A 24,540-nucleotide genomic window follows, 5' to 3' on the forward strand; every position below is an offset into this window, starting at 1 on the left:
TTTTCACTCAATGTGTTTTCTATAGATAGATTTAGTATAGCACATCTGACAAATAAAAGCGACATCATTTGTGAATTTTCCTGTTTTTATTTTCGAATCGGATGCCGCAGCACGGTTTTCAGCTTTTCCGGAGCGGTTCGACGCGGGTCACCCAGATAAATTTCATGATGGCGGCGTGTTTCCGAGAAGTCCAGCACACAACCCTGCTCGGCCGCAAAGGCATCCATCTGTGCCAGCGTCTCCGGCTCGTCATCGTAAGCACCCACATGTAAACACTGCACGCAGAGCCCCTCGTCGTAGGCGAAGAATTCCGCCCTGGAGAAATCCTTTTTCTTTTTGCGCGTCGCTTCCTGTACGGCCCAGTCGAATTCTTCCCGGGTGACGAACTCCGGCAGGCGGATCATGGATACCCACTCGAAATTTTCCTTATGAGCGTAGTCCACGCCTTCCACGCCCTGCTGCCGCCACAAACCTTCCAGCGGCGGCACCACATACTCAAAATAGCCGTCGATCTTATGGCTTCCCTTATAGCTCATCTTGATGGTGAACGCAATACCGTACAGCACCTCCATGGCCGCCTGATACTCCCCTGCCGGGTCGTTCGGGTCGCCTTTGCCGCGCACCGCCACGAAATTCATGGGCGGCACTGTTATGAGATGCGGCTTTTTCGGCGGGAGGTAAAACGCCTTATACTCTTTCTTATAATCAAACGGCATCGTTCTTTTCCCCTTCCAGAAGTTCTTTCTGCTTCTTTTTGCTGAAACCGCTCAGCACCAGCTGATAGGACTTCTCCAGCATTTCCCGCAGCAGGTCGTCTGGAACGCTTCCATCCGCTTTGATCGAGTTCCAATGCACCTTATTCATGTAGTAGCCCGGAATGATGTCCTCATACTGTCGGCGCAGGAACTCCCCTTCTGCCGGGTCGAGTTTGAGGGTAATGTAGACGGCCTTTCCGGTCGCATCATCCAGACAGATGGCTGCAAACAGTTTACCACCGATCTGATAGCGAATCCCGTTCCATTCTGCCTGCAAGTCCTTTGTCACACTGGGTTTTGCCAGCAAATATTCATCGATCCAAGGATATTTCATCTACGATTCCTCCATCCAACAAGATTCGCTCTCCCAATTCCCAGTATATCACAACAACATTATTTTGTAAACAATAAGTTGTTAGTATGCCATCAAAAAATCCCCTGCCCATACGGACAGAGGATGATAAAACAAAAAGAGTCCTTCCCGCTCTCCGGAACGGGAAGGACTCTCGTAAATTTAACCTTTAGCCTTAGGAAAGGCGCGAAGGGTCAAAATCACTCAATGATCTTGCCGACAACGCCAGAACCAACGGTACGGCCACCCTCACGGATAGCGAAACGCAGGCCTTCTTCCATAGCGACAGGGGTCAGCAGCTCAACGTGCATCATGACGTTATCGCCGGGCATGCACATCTCGGTGCCTTCGGGCAGAGTGATGATACCGGTCACGTCGGTGGTGCGGAAGTAGAACTGAGGACGATAGTTGGAGAAGAACGGGGTGTGACGGCCGCCTTCGTCCTTGGTCAGAACGTACACCTGAGACTCGAAGATCTTGTGGGGGTGCACGGAACCGGGCTTAGCCAGAACCTGGCCACGCTCGATCTGGGTACGATCAACACCACGCAGCAGAGCGCCGATGTTATCGCCAGCCTCAGCGAAGTCCAGAGACTTACGGAACATCTCCAGACCGGTGATGGTGGTGCTCAGACGATCGGGCTTGATGCCGACGATCTCCATAGCGTCGCCAACCTTGGCGATACCACGCTCAACACGACCGGTAGCAACGGTACCACGGCCAGAAATGGTCATGACATCCTCGATGGGCATCAGGAAGGGCTTGTCCTCCTCACGATCCGGGTTGGGGATGTAGGAGTCAACAGCATCCATCAGCTCCTTGATGCAAGCGTAAGCAGGATCCTCGGGATCGTTGGGAGCCTCCAGAGCCTTCAGAGCGGAACCACGAATGATCGGGGTGTCGTCGCCCGGGAAGTCGTACTCGGTCAGCAGCTCACGGATCTCCATCTCGACCAGATCCAGCAGCTCTTCGTCGTCGACCATATCGCACTTGTTCATGAACACAACGATATAGGGCACGCCGACCTGACGAGCCAGCAGGATGTGCTCACGGGTCTGGGGCATGGGACCATCGGTAGCAGCAACGACCAGAATAGCGCCGTCCATCTGAGCAGCACCGGTGATCATGTTCTTAACGTAGTCAGCATGGCCCGGGCAGTCAACGTGAGCGTAGTGGCGCTTCTCGGTCTGGTACTCAACGTGAGCGGAGTTGATCGTGATACCACGAGCGCGCTCCTCGGGAGCCTTATCGATGTTGGCATAGTCCATGAACTCTGCGTCACCCTTCAGTGCCAGGTACTTGGTGATAGCAGCGGTCAGAGTGGTCTTGCCGTGGTCAACGTGACCGATGGTGCCGATGTTCACATGCGGCTTAGAACGGTCGAACTTTGCCTTTTCAGCCATTGGAATATCCTCCCTTAATTTCGGTTTTGATATTTGGTTACAACAACCCTGCGGATGCAGACATTGCATTGCAAGGCTATTCTACTAAATTTGCCCTGTAAAATCAAGTGCTTTTACAGGAAATTTTGCCGGAGTTACACTACCCCGGCAAAATTCATTTTAAATTTAAGGCGATCAAGCCTTGGTGCGGCCAGCAATGATCTGGTCAGCAATGTTCTTGGGCACCGGCTCGTAGTGAGACGGCTCCATGACGTACTGGCCACGGCCCTGGGTCTTGGAACGCAGGTCGGTAGCATAGCCGAACATCTGAGCCAGAGGCACAAATGCGTTGACACGCTGGGTGCCGGCCATAGCCTCCATGCCCTGGATCTGACCACGGCGTGCATTCAGGTCGCCGATAACATCGCCCAGATACTCATCGGGGACGATAACTGCAACCTTCATGATAGGCTCAGTGATGATGGGATCAGCCTTGCGCATAGCATCCTTGAATGCCATAGAACCAGCGATGGAGAAGGCCATTTCAGAGGAGTCGACCTCATGATAAGAACCATCCCACAGGGTGACCTTGACATCAACAACAGGATAGCCAGCCAGGACGCCGGACTTCATAGCACCCTGGATACCGTTGTCGATAGCCGGGATGTATTCCTTCGGGATCGCGCCGCCCACGATGGCGTTGACGAACTCGTAACCCTTGCCGGGCTCGTTGGGCTCGATCTTGATCTTAACGTGACCGTACTGGCCCTTACCACCGGACTGACGTGCGTACTTGGTCTCCTGGTTGGCCTCTTTGCGGATGGTCTCACGGTAAGCAACCTGGGGTGCACCCACGTTTGCCTCAACCTTGAACTCACGCAGCAGACGGTCAACGATGATCTCCAGGTGCAGCTCGCCCATACCAGCAATGATGGTCTGGCCGGTCTCCTCATCGGTGTAGGTCTTGAAGGTCGGGTCCTCCTCGGCCAGCTTAGCCAGCGCGATGCCCATCTTCTCGTTGCCGGCCTTGGTCTTGGGCTCGATAGCAACGCGGATAACGGGCTCGGGGAACTTCATGGACTCCAGAATGATGGGATGATTCTCATCACACAGGGTATCACCAGTGGTGGTGTTCTTCAGACCGACAACAGCAGCGATATCACCTGCATAGCAGCAGTCGATATCCTTGCGGTGGTTGGAGTGCATCTGCAGGATGCGGCCCATACGCTCCTTGTTGTCCTTCACGGAGTTGTAGACGGTAGTACCAGCCTCAACCTTACCGGAGTAAACACGGAAGTATGCCAGCTTACCAACGAACGGGTCGGTAGCGATCTTGAAGGCCAGAGCTGCGAAGGGAGCGTCGTCAGAAGACGGACGGGTCTCCTCCTCCTCAGTCTCGGGGTTCACGCCCTTGATGTCAGGGACATCGGTAGGAGCGGGCATATAGTCAACGATAGCGTCCAGCAGCTTCTGCACGCCGCGGTTCTTGTAGGAAGAACCACAGACAACGGGAACCAGGGTGTTTGCGATGGTCTCCTTGCGGATAGCCTTCTTCAACTCCTCACGGGTGATCTCCTCACCCTCGAGGTACTTCTCCATCAGTTCCTCGTCGTTCTCGGCAACAGCCTCGACCAGGATGTTACGGTACTCCTCGGCCTGCTCGACCATATCCTCAGGGATAGGCTCGGTGCGCATGTCGTTGCCCATGTCATCGTAGTAGACCTCAGCGTTCATATCGACCAGGTCAACGATACCACGGAAGGTATCCTCCTGACCGATGGGCAGCTGAATGGCCACGCCGTTGGCATGCAGACGATCGTGCAGCATCTTGATGCAGCGGAAGAAGTCAGCACCCATGGTATCCATCTTGTTGACGTACACCATACGGGGGACCTTGTACTCGTCAGCCTGACGCCAGACGGTCTCAGACTGCGGCTCGACACCGCCCTTAGCAGCCAGAACGGTCACAGAACCGTCCAGAACGCGCAGGGAACGCTGGACCTCAACAGTGAAGTCCACGTGGCCCGGGGTGTCGATGATGTTGATGCGGTGACGGTTCTTCTTGAATGCGACCGGATCCTTCTGGGTCTCAGAGTGGCTCCAGTAGCAGGTGGTAGCAGCGGAAGTGATGGTGATACCACGCTCCTGCTCCTGAACCATCCAGTCCATGGTAGCGCCGCCATCATGAACTTCGCCGATCTTGTGGTTGATGCCGGTGTAGTACAGAATACGCTCGGTAGTCGTAGTCTTACCAGCATCGATGTGGGCCATAATGCCGATATTTCTCGTCATCTGAAGAGAAACTTCTCTGGGTGTAGCCATGAAATTAACCTCCTACAGAACAGATCAATAACGGAAATGAGCGAAAGCCTTGTTAGCTTCTGCCATCTTGTGAGTATCCTCACGCTTCTTCACGGCGTTGCCGGTGTTGTTGGCAGCATCCATGATTTCAGCAGCCAGACGCTGAGCCATGGTCTTCTCACCACGGCTGCGGCTGTAGGCAGTCAGCCAGCGCAGGCCCAGGGTCTCACGGCGAGCCGGGCTGACTTCCAGGGGGACCTGGTAGTTAGCACCGCCGACGCGGCGGGTCTTGCACTCGAGGCTGGGCATGATGTTCTCCATCGCCTTCTCGAAAGTCTCCAGAGGATCGTTGCCAGTCTTCTCCTGAATCATGGAGAAAGCTTCATAAACGATCTTCTGAGCGACGCCCTTCTTGCCATCCAGCATCACGCTGTTGACCAGACGAGTGACCATCTTGGAATTGTAAATAGGATCAGCTAAGACATCGCGCTTAGCAATGTTACCTCTTCTAGGCATCTTTCTTCCCTCCTTCACAGAATGATATCATCGGTACTCGAAAGTAATAAAACTCCCGTTGTGTCACAAAGAGCTGACCTTTACATAAACTGTTGCCCTCCGCTTTTTGCAAGCGGACTTGTTATTTATATAATGGAAAGCCGTTTATGGCGGTTCGTTCCTCAATTACTTCTTTGCAGCACCGGCCTTAGGACGCTTTGCGCCGTACTTGGAGCGGGCCTGATTACGGCCTGCCACACCCTGAGTATCCAGGGTACCACGGATGATGTGGTAACGCACACCGGGCAGGTCCTTAACACGGCCGCCACGGATCAGCACGACGGAGTGCTCCTGCAGGTTATGGCCGATACCGGGAATGTAAGAGGTGACCTCGATACCATTCGTGAGGCGGACACGAGCAACCTTACGCAGAGCAGAGTTGGGCTTCTTGGGGGTCATGGTACGAACAGCAGTGCAGACACCACGCTTCTGGGGGCTGTTCAGATCAGAATACTGTTTCTTCTGAGAATTGTAGTTCTTCAGCAGTGCGGGAGCGGTGCTCTTGGTAGCCAGAACCTGACGGCCCTTGCGTACAAGCTGGTTAAAAGTAGGCATTTTGTTTCTCCTTTCTTAATGATGAACATCGGACTTTTTCCGACTTTTTTGCCGCACTATCCCCATGAGGGACGCGCAACAGTTATATAATACTCGCTTTGGACTGCAATGTCAACAGTTTTCTCAAGATTTTTTTGTTTTATTCGCAGAAATTTTTTGCGGCGTTTTATATGGCTTTCCCCTTGGGGGAAGGCTCTTGCGCACACGCAAAAAGCCACCCTGCAGGCGGATGCCCACAGAGCGGCTCATAGTTTTATTTCAGAAAGGGAGTCCTGCGCTTACTGTGCGGCAGCTGCCAGTTCGGCAGCGATCTCAGCGTCGCGCTCAGCCTCACGGTTCTTCAGATCCTCACGGACTTCCGGCAGACCGGTACCGGCGGGGATCAGCTTACCGATGATGACGTTCTCCTTCAGGCCGGCCAGCGGATCGACCTTGCCCTTGATGGCGGCTTCGGTCAGCACGCGGGTGGTCTCCTGGAAGGATGCAGCGGACAGGAAGGAGTCGTTGGCCAGAGCAGCCTTGGTGATGCCCAGCAGCACCTGCTGATACTCGACCAGCTTCAGGCCTTCCTCACCGGCGTCGATGCGCTTCTGCAGATCGGCGTTGATGTTCTCCACTTCCAGACGGCTTGCCAGAGCGCCGCCGATCAGGTCGGAAGAACCGGAGTCGGTCACGCGGACCTTGTTGCACATCTGACGGACGATGACTTCGATATGCTTATCGTTGATCTCAACGCCCTGCAGACGGTAGACCTTCTGGACCTCGTTGATGAGGTAGTTCTGCACGTCTTCCAGGCCCTTGATGGCCAGGATATCCTGCGGATACAGAACACCTTCGCGGGTGATGATGTCGCCCTTCTCCACACGGTCGCCCGGCATCACGCGGGAATGCTGGGTGAACGGGATGGAGTAGCTCTTGACGACCTCGGCACCGTTGTCGTCCTTGCCGGTCACCTTGATGACGACGTTCTTCTTGGTATCGTCCTGAGAAACGACACCGGAGATCTCGCTCATGATGGCCATGCTCTTGGGACGGCGGCTCTCGAACAGCTCCTCAACACGGGGAAGACCCTGGGTGATATCTTCAGCCGATGCGATACCGCCGGTATGGAAGGTACGCATGGTCAGCTGAGTACCGGGCTCGCCGATGGACTCTGCAGCGATAACGCCGACAGACTCGCCCAGACGGACCGGCTCACCGTTGGCCATATCGGAACCGTAGCAGCGTGCGCAGACGCCGGTCTTTGCACGGCAGGTCAGCAGGCTGCGGATCTTCAGGCGGGTGATGCCTGCGGCCTCGATCTCGTTGGCATCGTACAGGTCGATCATCTTGCCTTCGGGCACGATGACCTTGCCGGTGACGGGGTTGACCACATCGCCCACAGCGAAGCGGCCGATCAGACGCTCACGGAAGCTCTCGATCTTCTCCTTGCCCTCGTGGATCTCAGAGACCCACAGGCCGTCGGTGGTGCCGCAGTCGATCTCGCGCACGATGACGCTCTGAGAGACATCGACCATGCGGCGGGTCAGGTAACCGGAGTCAGCGGTACGCAGAGCGGTATCGGCCAGACCCTTACGAGCACCACGGGCAGAGACGAAATATTCCAGAATATTCAGACCTTCGCGGTAGTTCGCACGAATGGGCATCTCGATGGTGTGACCGGCGGTGTTTGCCAGCAGGCCGCGCATACCGGCCAGCTGCTTGATCTGGTTCATAGAACCACGGGCACCGGAGTCCGCCATCATATAGATCTCGTTGTCCTTGGGCAGGTTGTCTGCCAGAGCCTTGGAGACCTTATCGGTGGTTGCCTGCCAGATGGCGATGGTCTGGTTGTAACGCTCGTTGTCGGAGATCAGACCACGGTTGAACAGCTTGCCGACCTTGGCGATCTGCTGGTCCGCCTCAGCGATCAGCTCCTGCTTCTGCGGCGGGATCACGGCGTCGCACACAGCGACGGAGATCGCGGACAGGGTGGAGTACTTGTAGCCCTGTGCCTTGATGGCGTCCAGCATCTTTGCGCACTTGCGGGTGCCGTTGCGGGTCATGCAGCGGGAGATGATGTCGGGCAGGGTCTTCTTGGTCACGCGGAAGCTGACCTCGTACTCCAGCCAGTGCTCGGGATCGGTACGGTCGATATAACCCAGATTCTGGGGAACGGGGTTATTGAAGATGATGCGGCCGACGGTGGCATCCACCAGACCGGTGCGCTCCACGCCGTCAATGGTCATGGTGCGGCGCACCTTGATGGGTGCGTGCAGGGTGACGATGTGCTCAGCGTAAGCCATCAGGGCTTCGTTCTCATCGCGGAAGATCTTGCCTGCGCCCTCGTCGTTCTCACGAACGGTGGTCAGGTAGTAGCTGCCCAGGATCATATCCTGGGTGGGCACGGTGACGGGTGCGCCGTCAGAAGGCTTCAGCAGGTTGCCGGAAGCCAGCATCAGCATCTTGGCCTCACGGCAGGCATCCTCGCCCAGGGGCAGATGGACTGCCATCTGGTCGCCGTCGAAGTCGGCGTTGAATGCGGTACATGCCAGCGGGTGCAGCTTGATGGCACGGCCTTCCACCAGCACCGGGTTGAAGGCCTGAATGCCCAGACGGTGCAGGGTAGGTGCACGGTTCAGCAGAACGGGGTGACCCTTGATGACGGTCTCCAGGCTGTCCCAGACTTCGGGCTTTGCGCGCTCGACCATCTTGCGGGCGGACTTGATGTTGTTGGCGATGCCCTTCTCCACCAGATCCTTCATGACAAAGGGCTTGAACAGTTCCAGTGCCATCTCCTTGGGCAGACCGCACTGGTCCATCTTCAGCTCAGGGCCGACGACGATAACGGAACGGCCGGAGTAATCAACACGCTTGCCCAGCAGGTTCTGACGGAAGCGGCCCTGCTTGCCCTTCAGCATGTCGGACAGGCTCTTGAGGGCACGGTTGTTGGGGCCGGTGACCGGGCGGCCACGGCGGCCGTTGTCGATCAGGCTGTCCACAGCCTCCTGCAGCATACGCTTCTCGTTGCGCACGATGATGTCCGGAGCACCCAGCTCCAGCAGACGGCGCAGACGGTTGTTGCGGTTGATGACGCGGCGGTACAGGTCGTTCAGGTCGGAGGTGGCGAAACGGCCGCCGTCCAGCTGGACCATGGGGCGCAGGTCAGGCGGCAGCACGGGCAGCACGTCCATGACCATCCACTCGGGGCGGTTGCCGGAAATGCGGAATGCCTCGACCACTTCCAGACGCTTCAGGATGCGCACGCGCTTCTGGCCGGAGGACTTCTCCACCTCGGCGGTCAGCTCAGCGCTCAGCTGATCCAGGTCGATCTCCTTCAGCAGGTCCTGGATGGCCTCGGCGCCCATGGCGGCTTCGAACTCGTCGCCGTAGTGCTCACGCATCTCGCGGTACTCGCTCTCGGTCAGCAGCTGCTTCTTTTCCAGACGGGTGCGGCCGGGATCGGTAACGATATAGCTTGCAAAGTACAGCACCTTCTCCAGCAGGCGGGGGCTGATGTCCAGCATCAGGCCGATGCGGCTGGGGATGCCCTTGAAGTACCAGATGTGGCTGACGGGAGCGGCCAGCTCGATGTGGCCCATGCGCTCACGGCGGACCTTGGCCTTGGTGACCTCGACGCCGCAGCGGTCACAGATCTTGCCCTTGTAGCGGATGCGCTTGTACTTGCCGCAGTGGCACTCCCAGTCCTTGGTGGGTCCAAAAATGCGCTCGCAGTACAGGCCGTCGCGCTCCGGCTTCAGGGTGCGGTAGTTGATGGTCTCGGGCTTTTTGACCTCGCCGTAGCTCCATTCACGGATCTGCTCCGGGGAGGCAAGGCCGATCTTGATGGAATCGAAAACGTTGTTTTCCATGAAACGAACCCTTTCTTAATCTCTAGTTGTCTCGATGATACAGGCGGCTTTTCTTTTCTCAGATCACAGCGTCCTCTCCCCTGCCGCAGCACGCGGGACAGGGGCAGAAAGACCTGTGTTTATTCATCTGGATCAGAAATCCACTTCGTCGGAAGAAGCCGGAGCCTCGGCACCGGAGTTATCGTCCTCCAGCACGGAAGGATCATCGAAACCGGCATCGGCGTCCTTAATGTTGTAATCGTTGAGCAGCTCGCTCTCCTGCACGACGGTCTCAGTGCCGGCCACATCGCGCATGTCGAAGCCGGTCTCCTCGTCGTCGAAGTTCTGGCGCATGTCGATCTCGTTGCCGTCCTTGTCCTGGACCACGACGTCCAGACCCAGGGACTGCAGCTCCTTCAGCATGACGCGGAAGGACTCGGGGATGCCGGGCTGCGGGATGGGCTCGCCCTTGACGATGGCCTCGTAGGTCTTGACACGGCCCTCGACGTCATCGGACTTGACGGTCAGGATCTCCTGCAGGGTGTAAGCAGCACCGTAAGCTTCCAGTGCCCAGACTTCCATTTCGCCGAAGCGCTGGCCGCCGAACTGGGCCTTGCCGCCCAGAGGCTGCTGGGTGACCAGAGAGTAGGGGCCGGTGGAACGTGCATGGATCTTATCATCGACCAGGTGATGCAGCTTCAGGTAGTACATATAACCGACGGTAACGCGGTTGTCGAACTTCTCACCGGTACGGCCGTCGTAAACGGTGGTCTTGCCGTCGCGGTCCAGCTCGATCTTGGAGAAGTCGATGATGTGGCCCTTCTCGCCCATGATCTTGGGCAGCTTGGTGGGATAGGCAGGCGCATTCTCGCCGTGCCACATCTCGCGGGCGGTATCGAAGGTATCGCCGATATCGTTCTCACGGGCGGAGTCGAAGACGGGGGTCATGACCTTGATGCCGCATGCCTTGGCAGCGTAGCCCAGGTTGACTTCCAGCACCTGACCGATGTTCATACGGGAAGGAACGCCCAGGGGGTTCAGCACGATATCCAGCGGGGTGCCGTCGGGCAGGTAGGGCATGTCCTCCTGCGGCAGAATGCGGGAAACGACACCCTTGTTGCCGTGACGGCCTGCCATCTTATCACCGACGCTGATCTTGCGCTTCTGGGCGATATAGCAGCGGACGACCTCGCGCACGCCGGGCTGCAGCTCGTCGCTGTTCTCCGGGGTGAACACCTTGACGTCCACGATGATGCCGTATGCGCCATGGGGCACACGCAGAGAGGTATCACGCACTTCGCGTGCCTTCTCGCCGAAGATGGCGCGCAGCAGGCGCTCCTCGGCGGTCAGCTCGGTTTCGCCCTTCGGGGTGACCTTGCCGACCAGGATATCACCGCTCTTGACCTCGGCACCGATGCGGATGATGCCGCGCTCGTCCAGATCCTTCAGCGCATCCTCCGAAACGTTGGGGATGTCGCGGGTGATCTCCTCGGGTCCCAGCTTGGTGTCGCGGGACTCGGTCTCGTATTCTTCAATATGAATGGAGGTGTACACATCCTCGCGGACGATCTTCTCGTTCAGCAGGACGGCGTCCTCGTAGTTGTAGCCTTCCCAGGTCATGAAGCCGATCAGAGCGTTCTTGCCCAGAGAGATCTCGCCGTTGCGCATTGCAGGGCCGTCGGCCAGCACCTGACCGGCCTTGACGGTCTCGCCCACTTCGACGATGGGGCGCTGGTTGATGCAGGTGCCTGCGTTGGAGCGGGCAAACTTGACCAGAGGATAATCCTCCAGCTCACCCTTGTTGTTGCGGACAACAACATGGTCGGCATCCATCTTCTCAACGATACCGTCGTTCTTGGCCAGAACAGCGGTGCCGGAGTCGGTAGCTGCCTTGTACTCCATACCGGTAGCCACGATGGGCTGCTGGGTGACCATCAGAGGCACTGCCTGGCGCTGCATGTTGGAACCCATCAGAGCACGGTTACAGTCATCGTTCTCCAGGAAGGGGATGCAGGCGGTAGCGACAGAGACCATCATTCGCGGAGAAACGTCCATGTAATCGACTTTCTCTGCGTCGATTTCCAGGATCTCGTCGCGGCGGCGGGCAGAAACGCGGGGACGGATGAAGTGCTTGCCTTCGTCCAGCGGCTCGTTGGCCTGTGCGACGACGTATTCATCCTCGACATCTGCGGTCATATATTCGACCTCGTCGGTAACGACCTGGTCGATCAGACGGCCGTTCTCGTCGTAGGTCTTCTTCACCTTGCGGTACGGAGCTTCCACGAAGCCGTACTCGTTGATCTTGGCGTAAGATGCCAGATAGGAGATCAGACCGATGTTGGGGCCTTCAGGAGTCTCGATGGGGCACATACGGCCGTAGTGGCTGTAGTGAACGTCGCGGACCTCGAAACCTGCGCGGTCACGGCTCAGACCGCCGGGGCCCAGAGCAGACAGACGGCGCTTGTGGGTCAACTCCGCCAGGGGGTTGTTCTGGTCCATGAACTGGGACAGCGGAGAAGAACCGAAGAACTCCTTGATGGCAGCCACCACAGGGCGGATGTTGATCAGGGCCTGCGGAGTGATGACGCTCTGGTCCTGGCTCTGCAGGGTCATGCGCTCACGGATGACGCGCTCCATGCGGGAGAAGCCGATGCGGAACTGGTTCTGCAGCAGCTCACCGACGCTGCGGATGCGGCGGTTGCCCAGGTGGTCGATATCATCGGTGGTGCCGATGCCGTGGCCCAGGCCGTTCAGGTAGTTGATGGAAGACAGGATGTCGGCGACGGTGACGGTGCGGCCGATCAGCTGGTCGTGGTTGCGGCGCAGCATTTCCTTCTGTTCTTCCACGTCCGAGGTGGTGTCCAGGATCTTCTTGATCTCGTCGAAGGAGCAGCGCTCGTTGATGCCACACTCCTTCACGTCGAAGGAGAAGAAGCCCTGTGCATCCACACAGCCATTGGTGATGACCTTGACCTTCTTGGCCTCCTCCTTCAGAGAATCCTCGATCTTCAGCACGACCAGATTCACACCGGCGTTGTCCGCCTTCTCGGCCATCTCGCGGGTGATCTTGGCACCGGCCTCGATCAGCAGCTCGCCGGTCAGCGGAGCCACCACATTCTCAGCGGCCACATGGCCGGTGATGCGGCGGGCCAGAGACAGCTTCTTGTTCATCTTGTAGCGGCCGAAACGAGACAGGTCGTAACGGTGCGGGTCGAAGAACAGCATGTTGATCTGGCTGGTAGCGGACTCCACCGTGGGAGGCTCGCCCGGGCGCAGCTTGCGGTAAACTTCCAGCAGGCCTTCGTCCTGGTTCTTGGTGGTATCCTTCTCCAGGGTGGCGAGGATGCGCTCGTCGTCGCCGAAGAAGTTCAGGATGTCCTCGTTGGTGGAAAGGCCCAGTGCACGGCACAACACGGTGACGGGCAGCTTGCGGTTCTTATCAATGCGGACATAGAACACGTTGGAAGCATCGGTCTCGTACTCCAGCCATGCACCGCGGTTGGGGTTCATGGTGGCGCTGTACAGGTCGTTACCCACCTTATCCTTGGCATCGCCGTAGAAAACGCCGGGAGAACGGACCAGCTGGCTGACGATGGCGCGCTCTGCACCGTTGATCACAAAGGTGCCGGCATCGGTCATCAGCGGGAAATCGCCCATGAAGATCTCCTGATCCTTCACCTCACCGGTCTCCTTGTTCAGCAGACGGGCGGTGACGCGCAGGGGAGCCGCATAGGTCACGTCGCGCTCTTTGCACTCCTTGATGCTGTACTTCGGCTCCTTGTCCAGGCGGAAGTCCACAAAGCTCAGTGCCAGATTGCCGGTGTAGTCCTCAATGGTGCCGATGTCGTGGAAGACCTCTTTCAGGCCTTCGTCCAGGAACCACTGATACGAGTTCTTCTGAACCTCGATCAGGTTCGGCATACTGATGACTTCGTCGATGTGGGAGAAGCTCATGCGCTCGGTTTTGCCGAGCTTGACGGGCTTGACTTTCATCATAAAATCAACCACTCCTTACTTTTATACTCTACGGGATGTCGTATACACGGGTCAAATTTGAGCAGACACACATAATTCGACCCGCGTCGAAGGGAGCGTTTCGGCGTTTTTCACAAACTTTCCGGTTTGACCCTTCCAGCTGCCGCCTGCGTACTCCCCTTTTTGGCGCACTAGTCCATTATGTGATACTAATGCAGTATACACCCTAAAAGTCTTGCTGTCAAGCCATTTTTCAGATTTTCACCAAAATAAATTTATTTTTCCGTTCATTTTCGCACGCCCGGAAGCGTGTAGTATATTGCTGTTTTAGGGCTTGATTTTTTTATTTTGCACGTTCCTGTTCATAATCGCCTTGTGCAATTTGTCTATCTTTGCTCTTGTGTTTTGGAGTATGACTTTTCTGCCGGCATCCACAGCCCGCAGGCCGGATATGCCGTTGTCCCCTACAGCCCCTTCTCGTGAAAAAGCAGCTCAGAAAAGCCCGCAGGCTTTTCTGAGCTGCAAATATAAAAAATAAATTTTCCGCTATTGATTGCCAGAGCGCACACGGCGGCAATTAAAATCGTTCACTCATCCAGATAATCCCGCAGGCGCTTTGCCCGGCTGGGGTGCCGCAGCTTGCGCAGGGCCTTTGCTTCGATCTGCCGCACCCGCTCCCGCGTCACGTTGAACTCCTTCCCCAGTTCTTCCAGCGTGCGGGCGCGGCCGTCTTCCAGCCCGAACCGCAGGGTGATGACCCGCTCCTCCCGGGGCGTCAGGCTCTTGAGCACGTTCAGCAGTTCCCGGCGCAGCAGCTGCCGCCCGGCTTCGTCCACCGGGACGCCTGCTTCCTCATCCTGGATGAAGTCCTCCAGATGGGCGTCTTCTTCCTCGCCCACCGGTGTTTCCAGACTGATGGGGTCCTGCGCCAGCTGCAGCAGCTCCCGGATGCGGTCCGGCTCCATCTCCAGCTGCACGGCGATTTCCTCTGCGGTGGGCTCCCTGCCGTTTTTGCGCAGCAGCTCACCCGCCGCCTTTTTCACCCGGTTGATGCTCTCCACCAGATGCACCGGGATGCGGATGGTCCTGCCCTGATCCGCGATGGCCCGGGTGATGGCCTGCCGGATCCACCAGGTGGCATAGGTGGAGAACTTGAAGCCGCGCTCCGGCTCAAACTTCTCCGCTGCCTTCATCAGGCCGAGGTTCCCCTCCTGGATGAGGTCCAGGAACGGCAGTCCCCGGCCCACATAGCGCTTTGCCACCGACACCACCAGCCGCAGGTTCGCCTCGCTCAGGGCGCGGCGGGCCTGTTCGTCCCCGGCCTGCGCGGCTCGGGCAAGGTCGGCTTCCTGCTCCGCCGTCAGCAGCGGCACCCGGCCGATCTCCTTCAAATAGGTCTTCACCGGGTCGTCCAGCGCCACGCCCTCGGCCGAAAGCTCGTGCTCCAGCTTGCCGATCTGCCCCTCGTCCAGCGGCAGCAGCTCGTCGTCGGCTTCCGCCAGATGCACGCCCCGGGCCTCCAGCGCGGTGTACAGTTCGTCCAGCTGCGCCACGTCAAAGTCCCGTTCGTCCATGGCACGGCTGAGCTGCTCCGGCGTCACGGTGTGCCGCCGGGCGTGCGCCGCCAGCTCCCGGGCCAGTTCTTCTGTCTGCGACAATTTCTGCATGATCCCTGCTCCTTTCCTCTCCTGCTCCAGCCGGAGGGGAAAGCCGGGATCATTCTTCTTGCGGCAGATTTCCCTGCTTTTTTTCGCGCATCGACTGGATAAAATCGTTCAGCTGTTCGTCGGACATTTCCGCCGCCTTCTGGGCCAGGGGCATCCCCCGGGCAATGCGGTCCAGATACAGCCGGATATCATCCGGCGTGCAGTTCACGTCGCTGTATTGTGCCGCAAGGTGGCTCAATTCATTCAAGGCTTCCTCGCTGACAAAGGCGTGCAGGGTGGTCAGGCTGATCTCGATGCCCTCCTGCCTGCAGCGAAGCATGGCCTCGTAAAGTTCTTTCTGCTGCGGCTGGATGAACCGTTCCGCAGGCAGCTGGTCCTTGACCAGGTCCAGATAGTGCGGCTCCCGCAAAATGGCCGCCAGCAGCCGCTGCTGCGCGCTGGCAATGCCCAGCGCCTTGCCCCCGCCCACACTGTAGGGCAGTTTGATCTGGTCCATCTCGCCGGAGCGCAGCACCGCGTTGTTTTTCTCCCACCGGCGCTTGCTGCCCGCCTTTTTCACGGCGGCGGCCAGCTGGGTCATGATCGCCGTTTTCGAGATGTTGGTCTCCTCGGCCAGACGGCCCGCATACACCTCCTGCTCGGTGGGGCTGGAACGCTCGGCCAGCATGTCCACGGCGTCCTTCACATATTCCAGCCGCTGGGCATCCTGCGCCAGATCATATTTGTCCCGCAGGCGTTTGAGCCGGAAATCCAGCGCGTTGCCCACGCCGTCCAGCAAAGCCTTGAAGCGCTCAGCTCCATACTTTTTGATGTACTCGTCCGGGTCCTTCGCGCCGGGGATCTGCAACACGCCCACCTTCACCGGGCTGTTGCGGAACATCTCCAGCGAGCGCAGGGTGGCCTTCTGGCCCGCTTCATCCGAGTCGTAGCTCAGGATGACTTCGTCCGCATACTCGCTGATGAGCCGCACCTGATCCGGCGTCAGGGCCGTGCCGCAGGCGCACACCGCCGTGTCGATGCCCGCCTGGTGCATGCTGATGACATCCATGTAGCCCTCGCACAGCACGAACCGCCGGGACGCGCTGCGCTTTGCGATCTGCAGCGCAAACACCGTCCCGGATTTGTGGTACACCAGCGTTTCCGGGCTGTTGACGTACTTCGGCTTGGAGTCGTCCATCACGCGGCCGCCAAACGCGATGATGTTGCCGCGCAGGTCAAAGATGGGGGTCATCACCCGCCGCCAGAACAGGCAGTAGACGCGGCCGGACTGGCTGCGCTTGAACAGGCCGCTGGCGTCCAGCTCCTGCCGGTTGTAGCCCTTGTCGCGCAGGTACTGGTACAGCGCCTGGCCGTCGTCGGGCGCATAGCCCAGCCCGAACCGGACGATGGTCTTGTCGTCCAGCCCGCGGCGCCGCCAGTAGGCCCGGGCCTGCCGGGCTTCCTCCACGGTGGAGTTCAGGCAGGCGTGGAAGAAGCGGGCCGCTTCCTTGTTCATGGAGAGGATGCGGCTGCGCATCCGGCCGGTCTTGTCGTCGTCCTGGGGTTCCGGCATTCCGGCCCGGGCCGCCAGCATCTTGACGGCTTCCGTGTAGTCGATGCTGTTGATCTTGCGCACAAAGCCGATGGCATCGCCGCCTGCGCCGCAGCCAAAGCAGTAAAAGCTCTGGGTGTCCGGGTAGACGTAGAACGAGGGCGTTTTCTCGCTGTGGAACGGGCACAGCCCGCCGTACAGCCGCCCCTTACGCTTGAGCTGCACATAGCTGCCCACCAGCTCCACGATGTCGGTGCGGCGGGTCAGTTCTTCAATGTATTCGTGTGGGATCATGGATCTTTCAAACGACCTTTCCTATTTTACAGGACATGCCACTTCTGCGGCACAAAAAGCTGTTCAAAGGTGCGGATGGCAAATTCGTCGCTCATGCCGCTGATATAATCGGTGACGGCGCGCTCCCGGCCCTCTTGGTACGCCAGCTGAACGTAGAAGTTGGACATCCGGTCGATGTGGTTCAGGTAGTAATCGTACAGCTCCCCGATCACCTTATCCACCTTCTGCTCCTCCCGCTTTGCGGTCTTGTCCACATACACGGTAGCGTACATGAAATCCCGCAGGGCCAGGAAGGCTTCGTTCTCCTCCGCGCCCACCTTCACATCCCTGTCGCTGTTTTTCAGGATGCTGTTGATCATGGTGGTGATGCGGGCAGATTTCGTCTGGCCCAGCACGGCCGTGCAGTCCTTTGGCAGGATCGCCGGGTCCAGCACACCGGCACGCACCGCGTCCTCGATGTCGTGGTTGACGTAGGCGATCTGGTCTGCCATGCGCACGATGCGCCCTTCCGGGGTAGCCGCCCAGGTGCCCTTGGTGTGGGTCACGATGCCGTTGCGCACCTCCCAGGTCAGGTTGAGGCCCTCGCCTTCCTTTTCCAGCTTGTCCACCACCCGCAGGCTTTGCATGTAGTGCTTGAAGCCGCCCGGGCACAGCTCGTTCAGGGCCCGCTCGCCCGCGTGGCCGAAGGGCGTGTGGCCCAGATCGTGGGCCAGGCTGATGGCCTCGGTCAGGTCTTCGTTCAGCCGCAGCGCCCGGGCAATGGTACGGGCGATCTGCGAAACTTCCAGCGTGTGGGTGAGCCGGGTGCGGTAAAGGTCGCCTTCCGGCGAGAGGAACACCTGCGTCTTCTGCTTGAGCCTGCGGAATGCCTTGCAGTGCAGCACCCGGTCGCGGTCCCGCTGGAACACAGGCCGGATAGGGTCCTGTTCCTCCGGCACCGCACGGCCCCGGCTGGCGTCGCTGAAGGTCGCCCAGTCCGCAAAGGTCAGGTGTTCGATCTCCTCGGTCCGCTGTCGTACATTCATGCAGGTTCCTCCCTTCGTCCGCATTCCCCCCTTCCCTTCCGCGCAATTTCGGCACAGCCGATCCCAATTGCTGCGCCCGCGGCAATTGTAGCACATCCGGTCTGTCGAAGGGGGAAACAGTCTGTCGTTTCACAAAAAAATGCTTGCTTTTTCAGTTTGCCGCTCAGAACGGCGCATAGAACGGGTCCGACACCGTCACCTGTGCGCTGCCCCGGGTCAGCTCCCGCAGCTGTTCCAGCAGCGGGCCCTCGGTGTGCTCCGGCATCTGCCAGCACAGGGTCACCCGGTCGGTGAACTGCGGGGCCGCCTGCTTTGCGCCCGCTGCGTCGATCAGCAGCGAAGCACGCTCGTACAGCGAATAATCCACCGTGACCTGCAGCTCCACCACGCTGCGCACCGTGACCACCTCGGCATTTTCCAGTGCCCGGGCCGTGGCCGTGGTGTAGGCGCGCACAAGGCCGCCGGTGCCCAGCAGCACCCCGCCAAAGTAGCGGGTCACCACCACGATCAGGTCGGTCAGGCCGCTGTGCTGCAGCACCTCCAGCGCCGGGGTGCCTGCCGTCTTGGCCGGTTCGCCGTCATCGGAATAGCGCTCCCGGTTGCCCTCCCGCAGGCGGTAGGCATACACGTTGTGCCGCGCCGTGCGGTTGGCCGCGCGCACCTGCTCCAGGAACGCAACGGCAGCTTCCTCGCTGTCGGCAAACGAGAGCGACGCGATGAAGCGGCTCTTTTTCTCCTCATATTCTCCGGTGGCCGTGCCCCGGATGGTGCGGTAATCCTCCACAGTGGTTCCTCCTGCATCTTATTCAGAATAAGTATAACATAAATCACCATTTGTGCAAGGCAAATAACAGCCGGAAGGGGGCTATGCTTTCCCAGCTTCCCTTTCCGGCTGTTTCTTCTCATTGCTTATTGCAGCGTATGATTTTCTCGGCGTCCGGCGCAGAAGCGTTTTGGAGCCGGTCAGTTTTCCGTTGTTTCCTTTGCAAGCTGCTGCTTCAGATAGCGCAGCTGCCCGCCGCACAGCACCACCTGCACCTCGCTGTCGGTCAGGTCCAGCACCGCTTCAAACGCAAAGCCCCGGGTCTTGTCCCGCACCGTCACCCGGCGGGCGGCGATCTGCGCCCGGAAGTGCTCGATCTCCAGTACATCTTCCTGCCCGATGCGGTCATAATCGGCCGGGTCGGCAAACAGCATCGGCACGATGCCATGGTTCACCAGGTTTCCCTTGTGGATGCGGGCGATGCTTTTGGCAAGGACGCACTTCACACCCAAGTACATCGGGTTGATGGCTGCATGTTCGCGGGATGAGCCCTGCCCATAGTTCTCGCCGCCCGCGATGATGCTTCTGCCCATCGCTTTGGCCCGTTCGGCAAAGCCCGGGTCGTAGCGATGGTAGCAGTAACGGCTCATCAGCGGGATGTTGGACCGCATGCTGGAAAATTCGGCACTGGCCGGGGTGATGTCGTCGGTAGAAACATTGTCCCCGGCTTTCAGGCTGACCGGCGCTTCCAGATGGTCTGCCGGCGCTTCCGGCACGGGCAGCGGCTGAATGTTCGGCCCGCGCACGAGTTCCACCCGGGCGGCTTCTTCCGACGGCAGCGGCGGCAAAAGCATGGAGTCATCCACCAGATACTGTTCCGGCTCATGGATCGCTGCAAGCTGTGCCACATCCGGGCCCATCACATCCTCGGCCGAGGCAAAGGTTCCGCAGATGGCCGTGGCCGCCGCGCTTTCCGGGCTGACCAGATAAATTTTCGCGTTGGGGTTGCCCGCGCGGCCTTTGAAGTTGCGGTTCGAGGTGCGCACCGCGATGCCGTTAGTGGCCGGTGTCTGCCCGATGGCACAGCATGGTCCGCAGGCGATCTCCAGCATCCGCACCCCGGCCGCCAGCAGCATATCAATGTAGCCGTCCCGCATCAATTCCCGGTAGGTCTGGCGGGACGCGATGCCGCAGGTACAGCTGACATTCTCGTTGACGTGATGTCCCCGGAACACCAGCGCCGCCCTTGCCACATCCGCATAGCTGGTGTTGGTGCAGCTGCCAATGAACACCTGCTGCACCGGCTGCTTTTCCACCAGCCGCAGCGGCTTCACGTTGTCCGGCTGATGCGGGCAGGCCGCCAGCGGTTCCAGCGCAGACAGATCCAGCTCGATCACTTCATCGTACACCACATCCGGGTCCGGCAGCAGTTCCGTGTAGGCATCGGCCCGGTGCTGTGCGGTCAAAAACTTTTTCACCTGTGCGTCTGCCGGAAAAATGGAGCTGGTCGCGCCCATCTCGGCACCCATGTTGGCGATGGTGGCGCGCTGCGGCACCTCCAGCGTTTCCACGCCGGGGCCGGTATACTCATACACCTTGCCCAGGCCGCCCTTGATGCTCACCCGGCGCAGCAGTTCTAGAATGACTTCCTTCGCATTGACGCCGGGCCGCAGGCTGCCGGTGAGCCGGACGTTGACCACCTTTGGCATCTTCAGCCGCATGGGCACACCGGTCATGGCTGTGGCTACGTCCATGCCGCCCACACCGATGCAGAGCATTCCGATGGCTCCGCCGTGGGGCGTGTGGCTGTCGCCACCCATGCAGATCTTGCCCGGCACGCCAAAGCGGGCCGCATGCACTGCATGGCAGATGCCGTTGCCCGGCCGCGAGACCCACACGCCGTACTTCCGCGCAGCCGACTGCAGATAGATGTGGTCGTCCGGCGTTTTATGGTCGATGTAGAGCAGGTTGTGGTCCAGGTAGCTCACACTGCATTCCGTGCGCACTCGGGGCAGACCGATGGCCTCAAAGGCCAGATAGGTCATCACCGCGTTGATATCGTGGGTCAGGGTCTGGTCTACCCGGAGAAAAACTTCTTCCCCGGGCGTCAGACTGCCCTTCACATAATGCGCTTCGATGATCTTCCGGGTCAGCGAGCGGCCCTGCTTCGGCCGCTGTTTCTACTGTTCCAATCCGTTCCCCTCCTTTGAGCATTCTTTGCCCCTTTATCCTACCGCCGCTTTCTGCCGAATGCAAGCCCCGGTTCGGGTTTGCCGCACACAAAAAAGGAGAGCGGCTCCGAAGAACCGCCCTCCCACAATTCAGGCTATGCTATTGAAAAGACGCCGCGTCAGGCGATCACTGAGCAGCCTTGGCTGCCTCGATCTGCTTGATGAGCTCGGGCACGACCTTGAACAGGTCGCCCACGATGCCGTAATCGGCCACACCGAAGATGGGTGCGCTCTCATTCTTGTTCACGGCAATGATGCACTCGGAATCCTGCATACCAGCGGTGTGCTGGATAGCACCGGAAATACCCAGAGCCACGTAGATCTTGGGATGCACGGTCTTGCCGGTCTGACCAACCTGATGGTCAGCGCTCATCCAGCCTGCATCGGTGACGGCACGGGATGCACCTACGACGCCGCCGCCCAGAGCGGCAGCCAGCTGCTCAGCCAGCTCGATGCCCTTGTTGACATCCTTGCTGATGCCGCGGCCCACGGAGACGATCACGTCTGCGCCGATCAGATCGACCAGCTTCTCAGCGGCCTTCTCCACGCTCAGCACTTCGGTCTTGATGTCGTCAGCAGTCAGGGCGAAGGCGGGCTTCACGATCTGGCAGGCATCGGCCTTGGCCTGATCGAAGGGAGCCTTCTTCATAACGCCGGGACGCACGGTGGACATCTGGGGACGGAAGCGGGGGCAGATGATGGTAGCCATCAGGTGGCCGCCGAAAGCGGGACGGGTCATCTTCAGGTTGCGGTCTTCCATATCGAACTTCTGCTTGGACAGGTCGATGGTGGAGCTCTCCTTCAGGAAATCAATGTACTTTGCAGTGTCGATGTCCAGATGGGTAGCATCAGCGGTCAGGCCGGTGTGCAGACGAGCTGCGCAGCGGGGGCCCAGATCACGGCCGATGTTGGTCGCACCGATCAGCAGGACTTCGGGCTTGTACTCGTTGACCATGTCGCACACGACCTTGGCGTATGCATCGGTGGTGTAATCCTTCAGCAGAGGGCTGTCGCAGACCATGACCTTATCAGCGCCATAGCCGCCCAGCTCCTTGGCAATGCCTTCCACATTGTCGCCCAGCAGCAGGCCGGTGACCTCGCAGCCCAGCTCGTCAGCCAGCTTGCGGGCCTCGCTCACCAGCTCAAAATCGGTGGGCATCAGTGCGCCCTGGCGCTGCTCGCAGAAGACCCAAACGCCCTTGTATTCGTTAAAATCAGCCATTGTAATCCTATGCTCCTTTCATCAGATCAGGTGCTTCTTGGCCAGGATACCAGCCAGCTGGGCAGCGACATCGTCGCCCTTCAGCATGGTGCCTGCGCCCTTCTGCGGAGGAGTGAAGGACTTGAAGACATTCGTCGGAGAACCCTTCAGACCAATGGTATCGACCTCGATCAGCGGATCGTCCTTCAGTGCGTTGTAATCGAACACTTCCATCGGCTTGTCGTAGCAGGTGAAGATGCCGTTCACGCTCATGTAACGGGGCTGGTTCAGCTCCTTGATGCAGGTCAGCAGGCAGGGAGTCTGCACCTTGACCATCATGTAGCCGTCTTCCAGCATACGCTTCACAGTCAGGGTGTTGCCGTCCTTCTGGATGTCGGCAACGTAGGTGACCTGCGGCAGATGCAGCTTCTCAGCGATCTGGGGGCCGACCTGTGCGGTATCGCCATCGATTGCCTGACGGCCGCAGAACACAACGTCCTCGGGGCCGACGCCGATCTTATTGACGGCAGCAGCCAGGATCTGGCTGGTTGCAAAGGTATCGGAACCGCCGAACTCACGGCCGGAGACCAGAACAGCCTTATCCGCGCCGCGGGCCAGCAGCTCACGCAGCATGCCCTCTGCCGGCGGGGGGCCCATGGTGACGACAACGACTTCGCAGCCGGTAGCGTCCTTCAGCTTCAGAGCAGCCTCCAGAGCGTTCAGGTCATCGGGGTTGGTGATGGTGGCCATGGATGCACGATCCAGAGTGCCATCTGCCTTAACGGCGACCTTGCCGGAGGTATCAGGAACCTGCTTTACACAAACAATTGCTTTCATTGTAACTCTTGCCTCCCTTACTTCAGCAGCGCGCCGGAAATGACCATCATCTGCACTTCGCTGGTGCCCTCGTAGATCTCAGTGATCTTGGCATCACGCATCATGCGCTCGATGGGGTAATCACGGGTGTAGCCGTAACCGCCGAACAGCTGCAGGCAGCGGCGGGTCACGTCGCTGGCGGTGCGGGCTGCGATCAGCTTGGCCTGAGCAGCCTCGACGCTGTAGCGGACCTTCTTGCCATCCATTGCTTCCTGCTTCTTCAGAGCAGCAGCGTAGACCAGATACTTTGCAGCCTCAACGCGTGCCTTCATCTCAGCCAGCTCGAACTGGGTGTTCTGGAATGCGGAAATGCTGCGGCCGAACTGCTTGCGCTCCTTGACGTAAGCAACGGTCTCTTCCAGAGCGCCCTCGGCAATGCCCAGAGCCTGAGATGCGATACCGATACGGCCACCGTCCAGAGTAGCCATAGCCAGCTGGAAGCCGCGGCCACGCACACCCAGCATACGGTCAGCAGGGATGCGGCAGTCCTCAAAGATCAGCTCGCAGGTGGAAGAACCGCGGATGCCCATCTTGTCCTCAGCCTTACCGACGGAGAAACCCGGGTCGGTGCGCTCCACGATAAAGGCGGAGCACTGCTTGGTGGGACGGCCCTTCTTGTCGGGCACGATATCGGTGACAGCAATAACGATAAAGACGTTTGCGTAGCCGGCGTTGGTGATGAAGATCTTGGAACCGTTCAGGATCCAATCACCGGTCTCGGGGTCCTGCTTTGCAAAGGTCTGCTGACCCTGTGCATCGGTGCCGGCACCCGGCTCAGTCAGGCCGAAAGCACCCAGCCACTCACCGCTGCACAGCTTCGGCAGATACTTTGCCTTCTGCTCGGGAGTACCATTTTCATAAATAGGAGCAGCACACAGGCTGGTGTGAGCAGAGACGATGACACCGGTGGTGCCGCAGACCTTGCTCAGCTCTTCCACTGCCATGACGTAGGACAGCACATCGCCGCCTGCACCGCCGACCTCAGTCGGGAAATAAATGCCCATCATGCCGAGCTTGCCCATCTTTTCGACGGTCTCTTTGGGGAAGTACTCTTCCGCATCAACCTTCTTTGCCAGGGGCTTGACTTCGTTCTCAGCAAACTCGCGGTACATTTTCTGTACCATCTGCTGCTGCTTGGACAGAGTAAAATCCATCGCTATATCCTCCTAACGGGTCTTTTTCATTTACCGGAATTGCCCGGTGCAAACAAATTCCTCCCGGCCGCTTTTTTCACGGTCGGGAGAAAC

At 59.0% G+C, this 24,540-nt stretch carries 16 protein-coding genes; all 16 read right to left on the reverse strand.

From position 1 onward, the window contains the following. Positions 1-86: 86 nt before the first annotated feature. The 16 genes from CGS49_RS12875 to CGS49_RS12950 all read right to left on the reverse strand — a co-directional run bounded on the left by CGS49_RS12875 (position 87) and on the right by CGS49_RS12950 (position 24,447). Positions 87-716: a GyrI-like domain-containing protein gene (locus tag CGS49_RS12875; protein ID WP_097802189.1), complete on the reverse strand. Its 630-nt coding sequence runs from the start codon at positions 714-716 to the stop codon at positions 87-89. Next, positions 706-1,089: an MmcQ/YjbR family DNA-binding protein gene (locus CGS49_RS12880; RefSeq protein WP_097802190.1), complete on the reverse strand. Its 384-nt coding sequence runs from the start codon at positions 1,087-1,089 to the stop codon at positions 706-708. Before CGS49_RS12880 ends, CGS49_RS12875 begins: the two co-directional genes overlap by 11 nt. Before the next feature lie 218 nt (positions 1,090-1,307). Then, positions 1,308-2,510, reverse strand: coding sequence for an elongation factor Tu (gene tuf / locus CGS49_RS12885; protein WP_097802191.1), 1,203 nt, complete (start codon positions 2,508-2,510; stop codon positions 1,308-1,310). 174 nt (positions 2,511-2,684) lie between these two features. Next, the gene (fusA, locus tag CGS49_RS12890) at positions 2,685-4,811 is read right to left on the reverse strand and encodes an elongation factor G (protein ID WP_097802192.1); all 2,127 of its coding nucleotides are present in this window, start codon (positions 4,809-4,811) and stop codon (positions 2,685-2,687) included. A gap of 24 nt (positions 4,812-4,835) precedes the next feature. After that, complete coding sequence (gene rpsG / locus CGS49_RS12895; protein WP_005930552.1) at positions 4,836-5,306, reverse strand: 30S ribosomal protein S7; 471 nt, start codon at positions 5,304-5,306, stop codon at positions 4,836-4,838. 165 nt (positions 5,307-5,471) lie between these two features. Then, complete coding sequence (rpsL, locus tag CGS49_RS12900) at positions 5,472-5,900, reverse strand: 30S ribosomal protein S12 (protein ID WP_097802193.1); 429 nt, start codon at positions 5,898-5,900, stop codon at positions 5,472-5,474. Between the two features lie 278 nt (positions 5,901-6,178). Continuing rightward, positions 6,179-9,751 carry a DNA-directed RNA polymerase subunit beta' gene (gene rpoC, locus CGS49_RS12905; RefSeq protein ID WP_097802194.1) on the reverse strand — a complete coding sequence of 1,191 codons (3,573 nt, stop codon included), beginning with the start codon at positions 9,749-9,751 and terminating at the stop codon, positions 6,179-6,181. Positions 9,752-9,883: 132 nt separating this feature from the next. Further along, positions 9,884-13,726, reverse strand: coding sequence for a DNA-directed RNA polymerase subunit beta (gene rpoB / locus CGS49_RS12910; RefSeq protein ID WP_097802195.1), 3,843 nt, complete (start codon positions 13,724-13,726; stop codon positions 9,884-9,886). A 566-nt stretch (positions 13,727-14,292) separates the two neighbouring features. Further along, positions 14,293-15,372 (reverse strand): RNA polymerase sigma factor RpoD, encoded by a 1,080-nt coding sequence (rpoD, locus tag CGS49_RS12915; protein WP_097802196.1) that lies wholly within the window; start codon positions 15,370-15,372, stop codon positions 14,293-14,295. Positions 15,373-15,421: 49 nt separating this feature from the next. Next, positions 15,422-17,197 carry a DNA primase gene (gene dnaG, locus CGS49_RS12920; RefSeq protein WP_097802197.1) on the reverse strand — a complete coding sequence of 592 codons (1,776 nt, stop codon included), beginning with the start codon at positions 17,195-17,197 and terminating at the stop codon, positions 15,422-15,424. Positions 17,198-17,223: 26 nt separating this feature from the next. After that, on the reverse strand, positions 17,224-18,222 hold the full coding sequence (locus CGS49_RS12925) for a deoxyguanosinetriphosphate triphosphohydrolase (RefSeq protein ID WP_097802198.1): 999 nt from the start codon (positions 18,220-18,222) through the stop codon (positions 17,224-17,226). Between the two features lie 163 nt (positions 18,223-18,385). Then, complete coding sequence (locus CGS49_RS12930) at positions 18,386-19,006, reverse strand: IMPACT family protein (RefSeq protein ID WP_097802199.1); 621 nt, start codon at positions 19,004-19,006, stop codon at positions 18,386-18,388. Positions 19,007-19,185: 179 nt separating this feature from the next. Then, a complete protein-coding gene (locus CGS49_RS12935; protein ID WP_097802200.1) occupies positions 19,186-21,138 on the reverse strand; it encodes an aconitate hydratase in 1,953 nt (650 codons plus the stop codon). Positions 21,139-21,343: 205 nt separating this feature from the next. Beyond that, entirely contained in the window at positions 21,344-22,438 is a 1,095-nt protein-coding gene (gene acrA, locus CGS49_RS12940; protein WP_097802201.1) for an acryloyl-CoA reductase electron transfer subunit beta, read from the reverse strand. 21 nt (positions 22,439-22,459) lie between these two features. Beyond that, the gene (gene acrB, locus CGS49_RS12945; RefSeq protein WP_097802202.1) at positions 22,460-23,254 is read right to left on the reverse strand and encodes an acryloyl-CoA reductase electron transfer subunit gamma; all 795 of its coding nucleotides are present in this window, start codon (positions 23,252-23,254) and stop codon (positions 22,460-22,462) included. 17 nt (positions 23,255-23,271) lie between these two features. Next, positions 23,272-24,447, reverse strand: a complete 1,176-nt coding sequence (locus CGS49_RS12950; protein WP_005940174.1) for an acyl-CoA dehydrogenase family protein — start codon at positions 24,445-24,447, stop codon at positions 23,272-23,274. Positions 24,448-24,540: the final 93 nt, after the last annotated feature.

The sequence above is a fragment of the Faecalibacterium langellae genome (assembly GCF_002549775.1).
In the GTDB taxonomy this organism is placed as follows: Bacteria; Bacillota; Clostridia; order Oscillospirales; family Ruminococcaceae; genus Faecalibacterium; species Faecalibacterium langellae.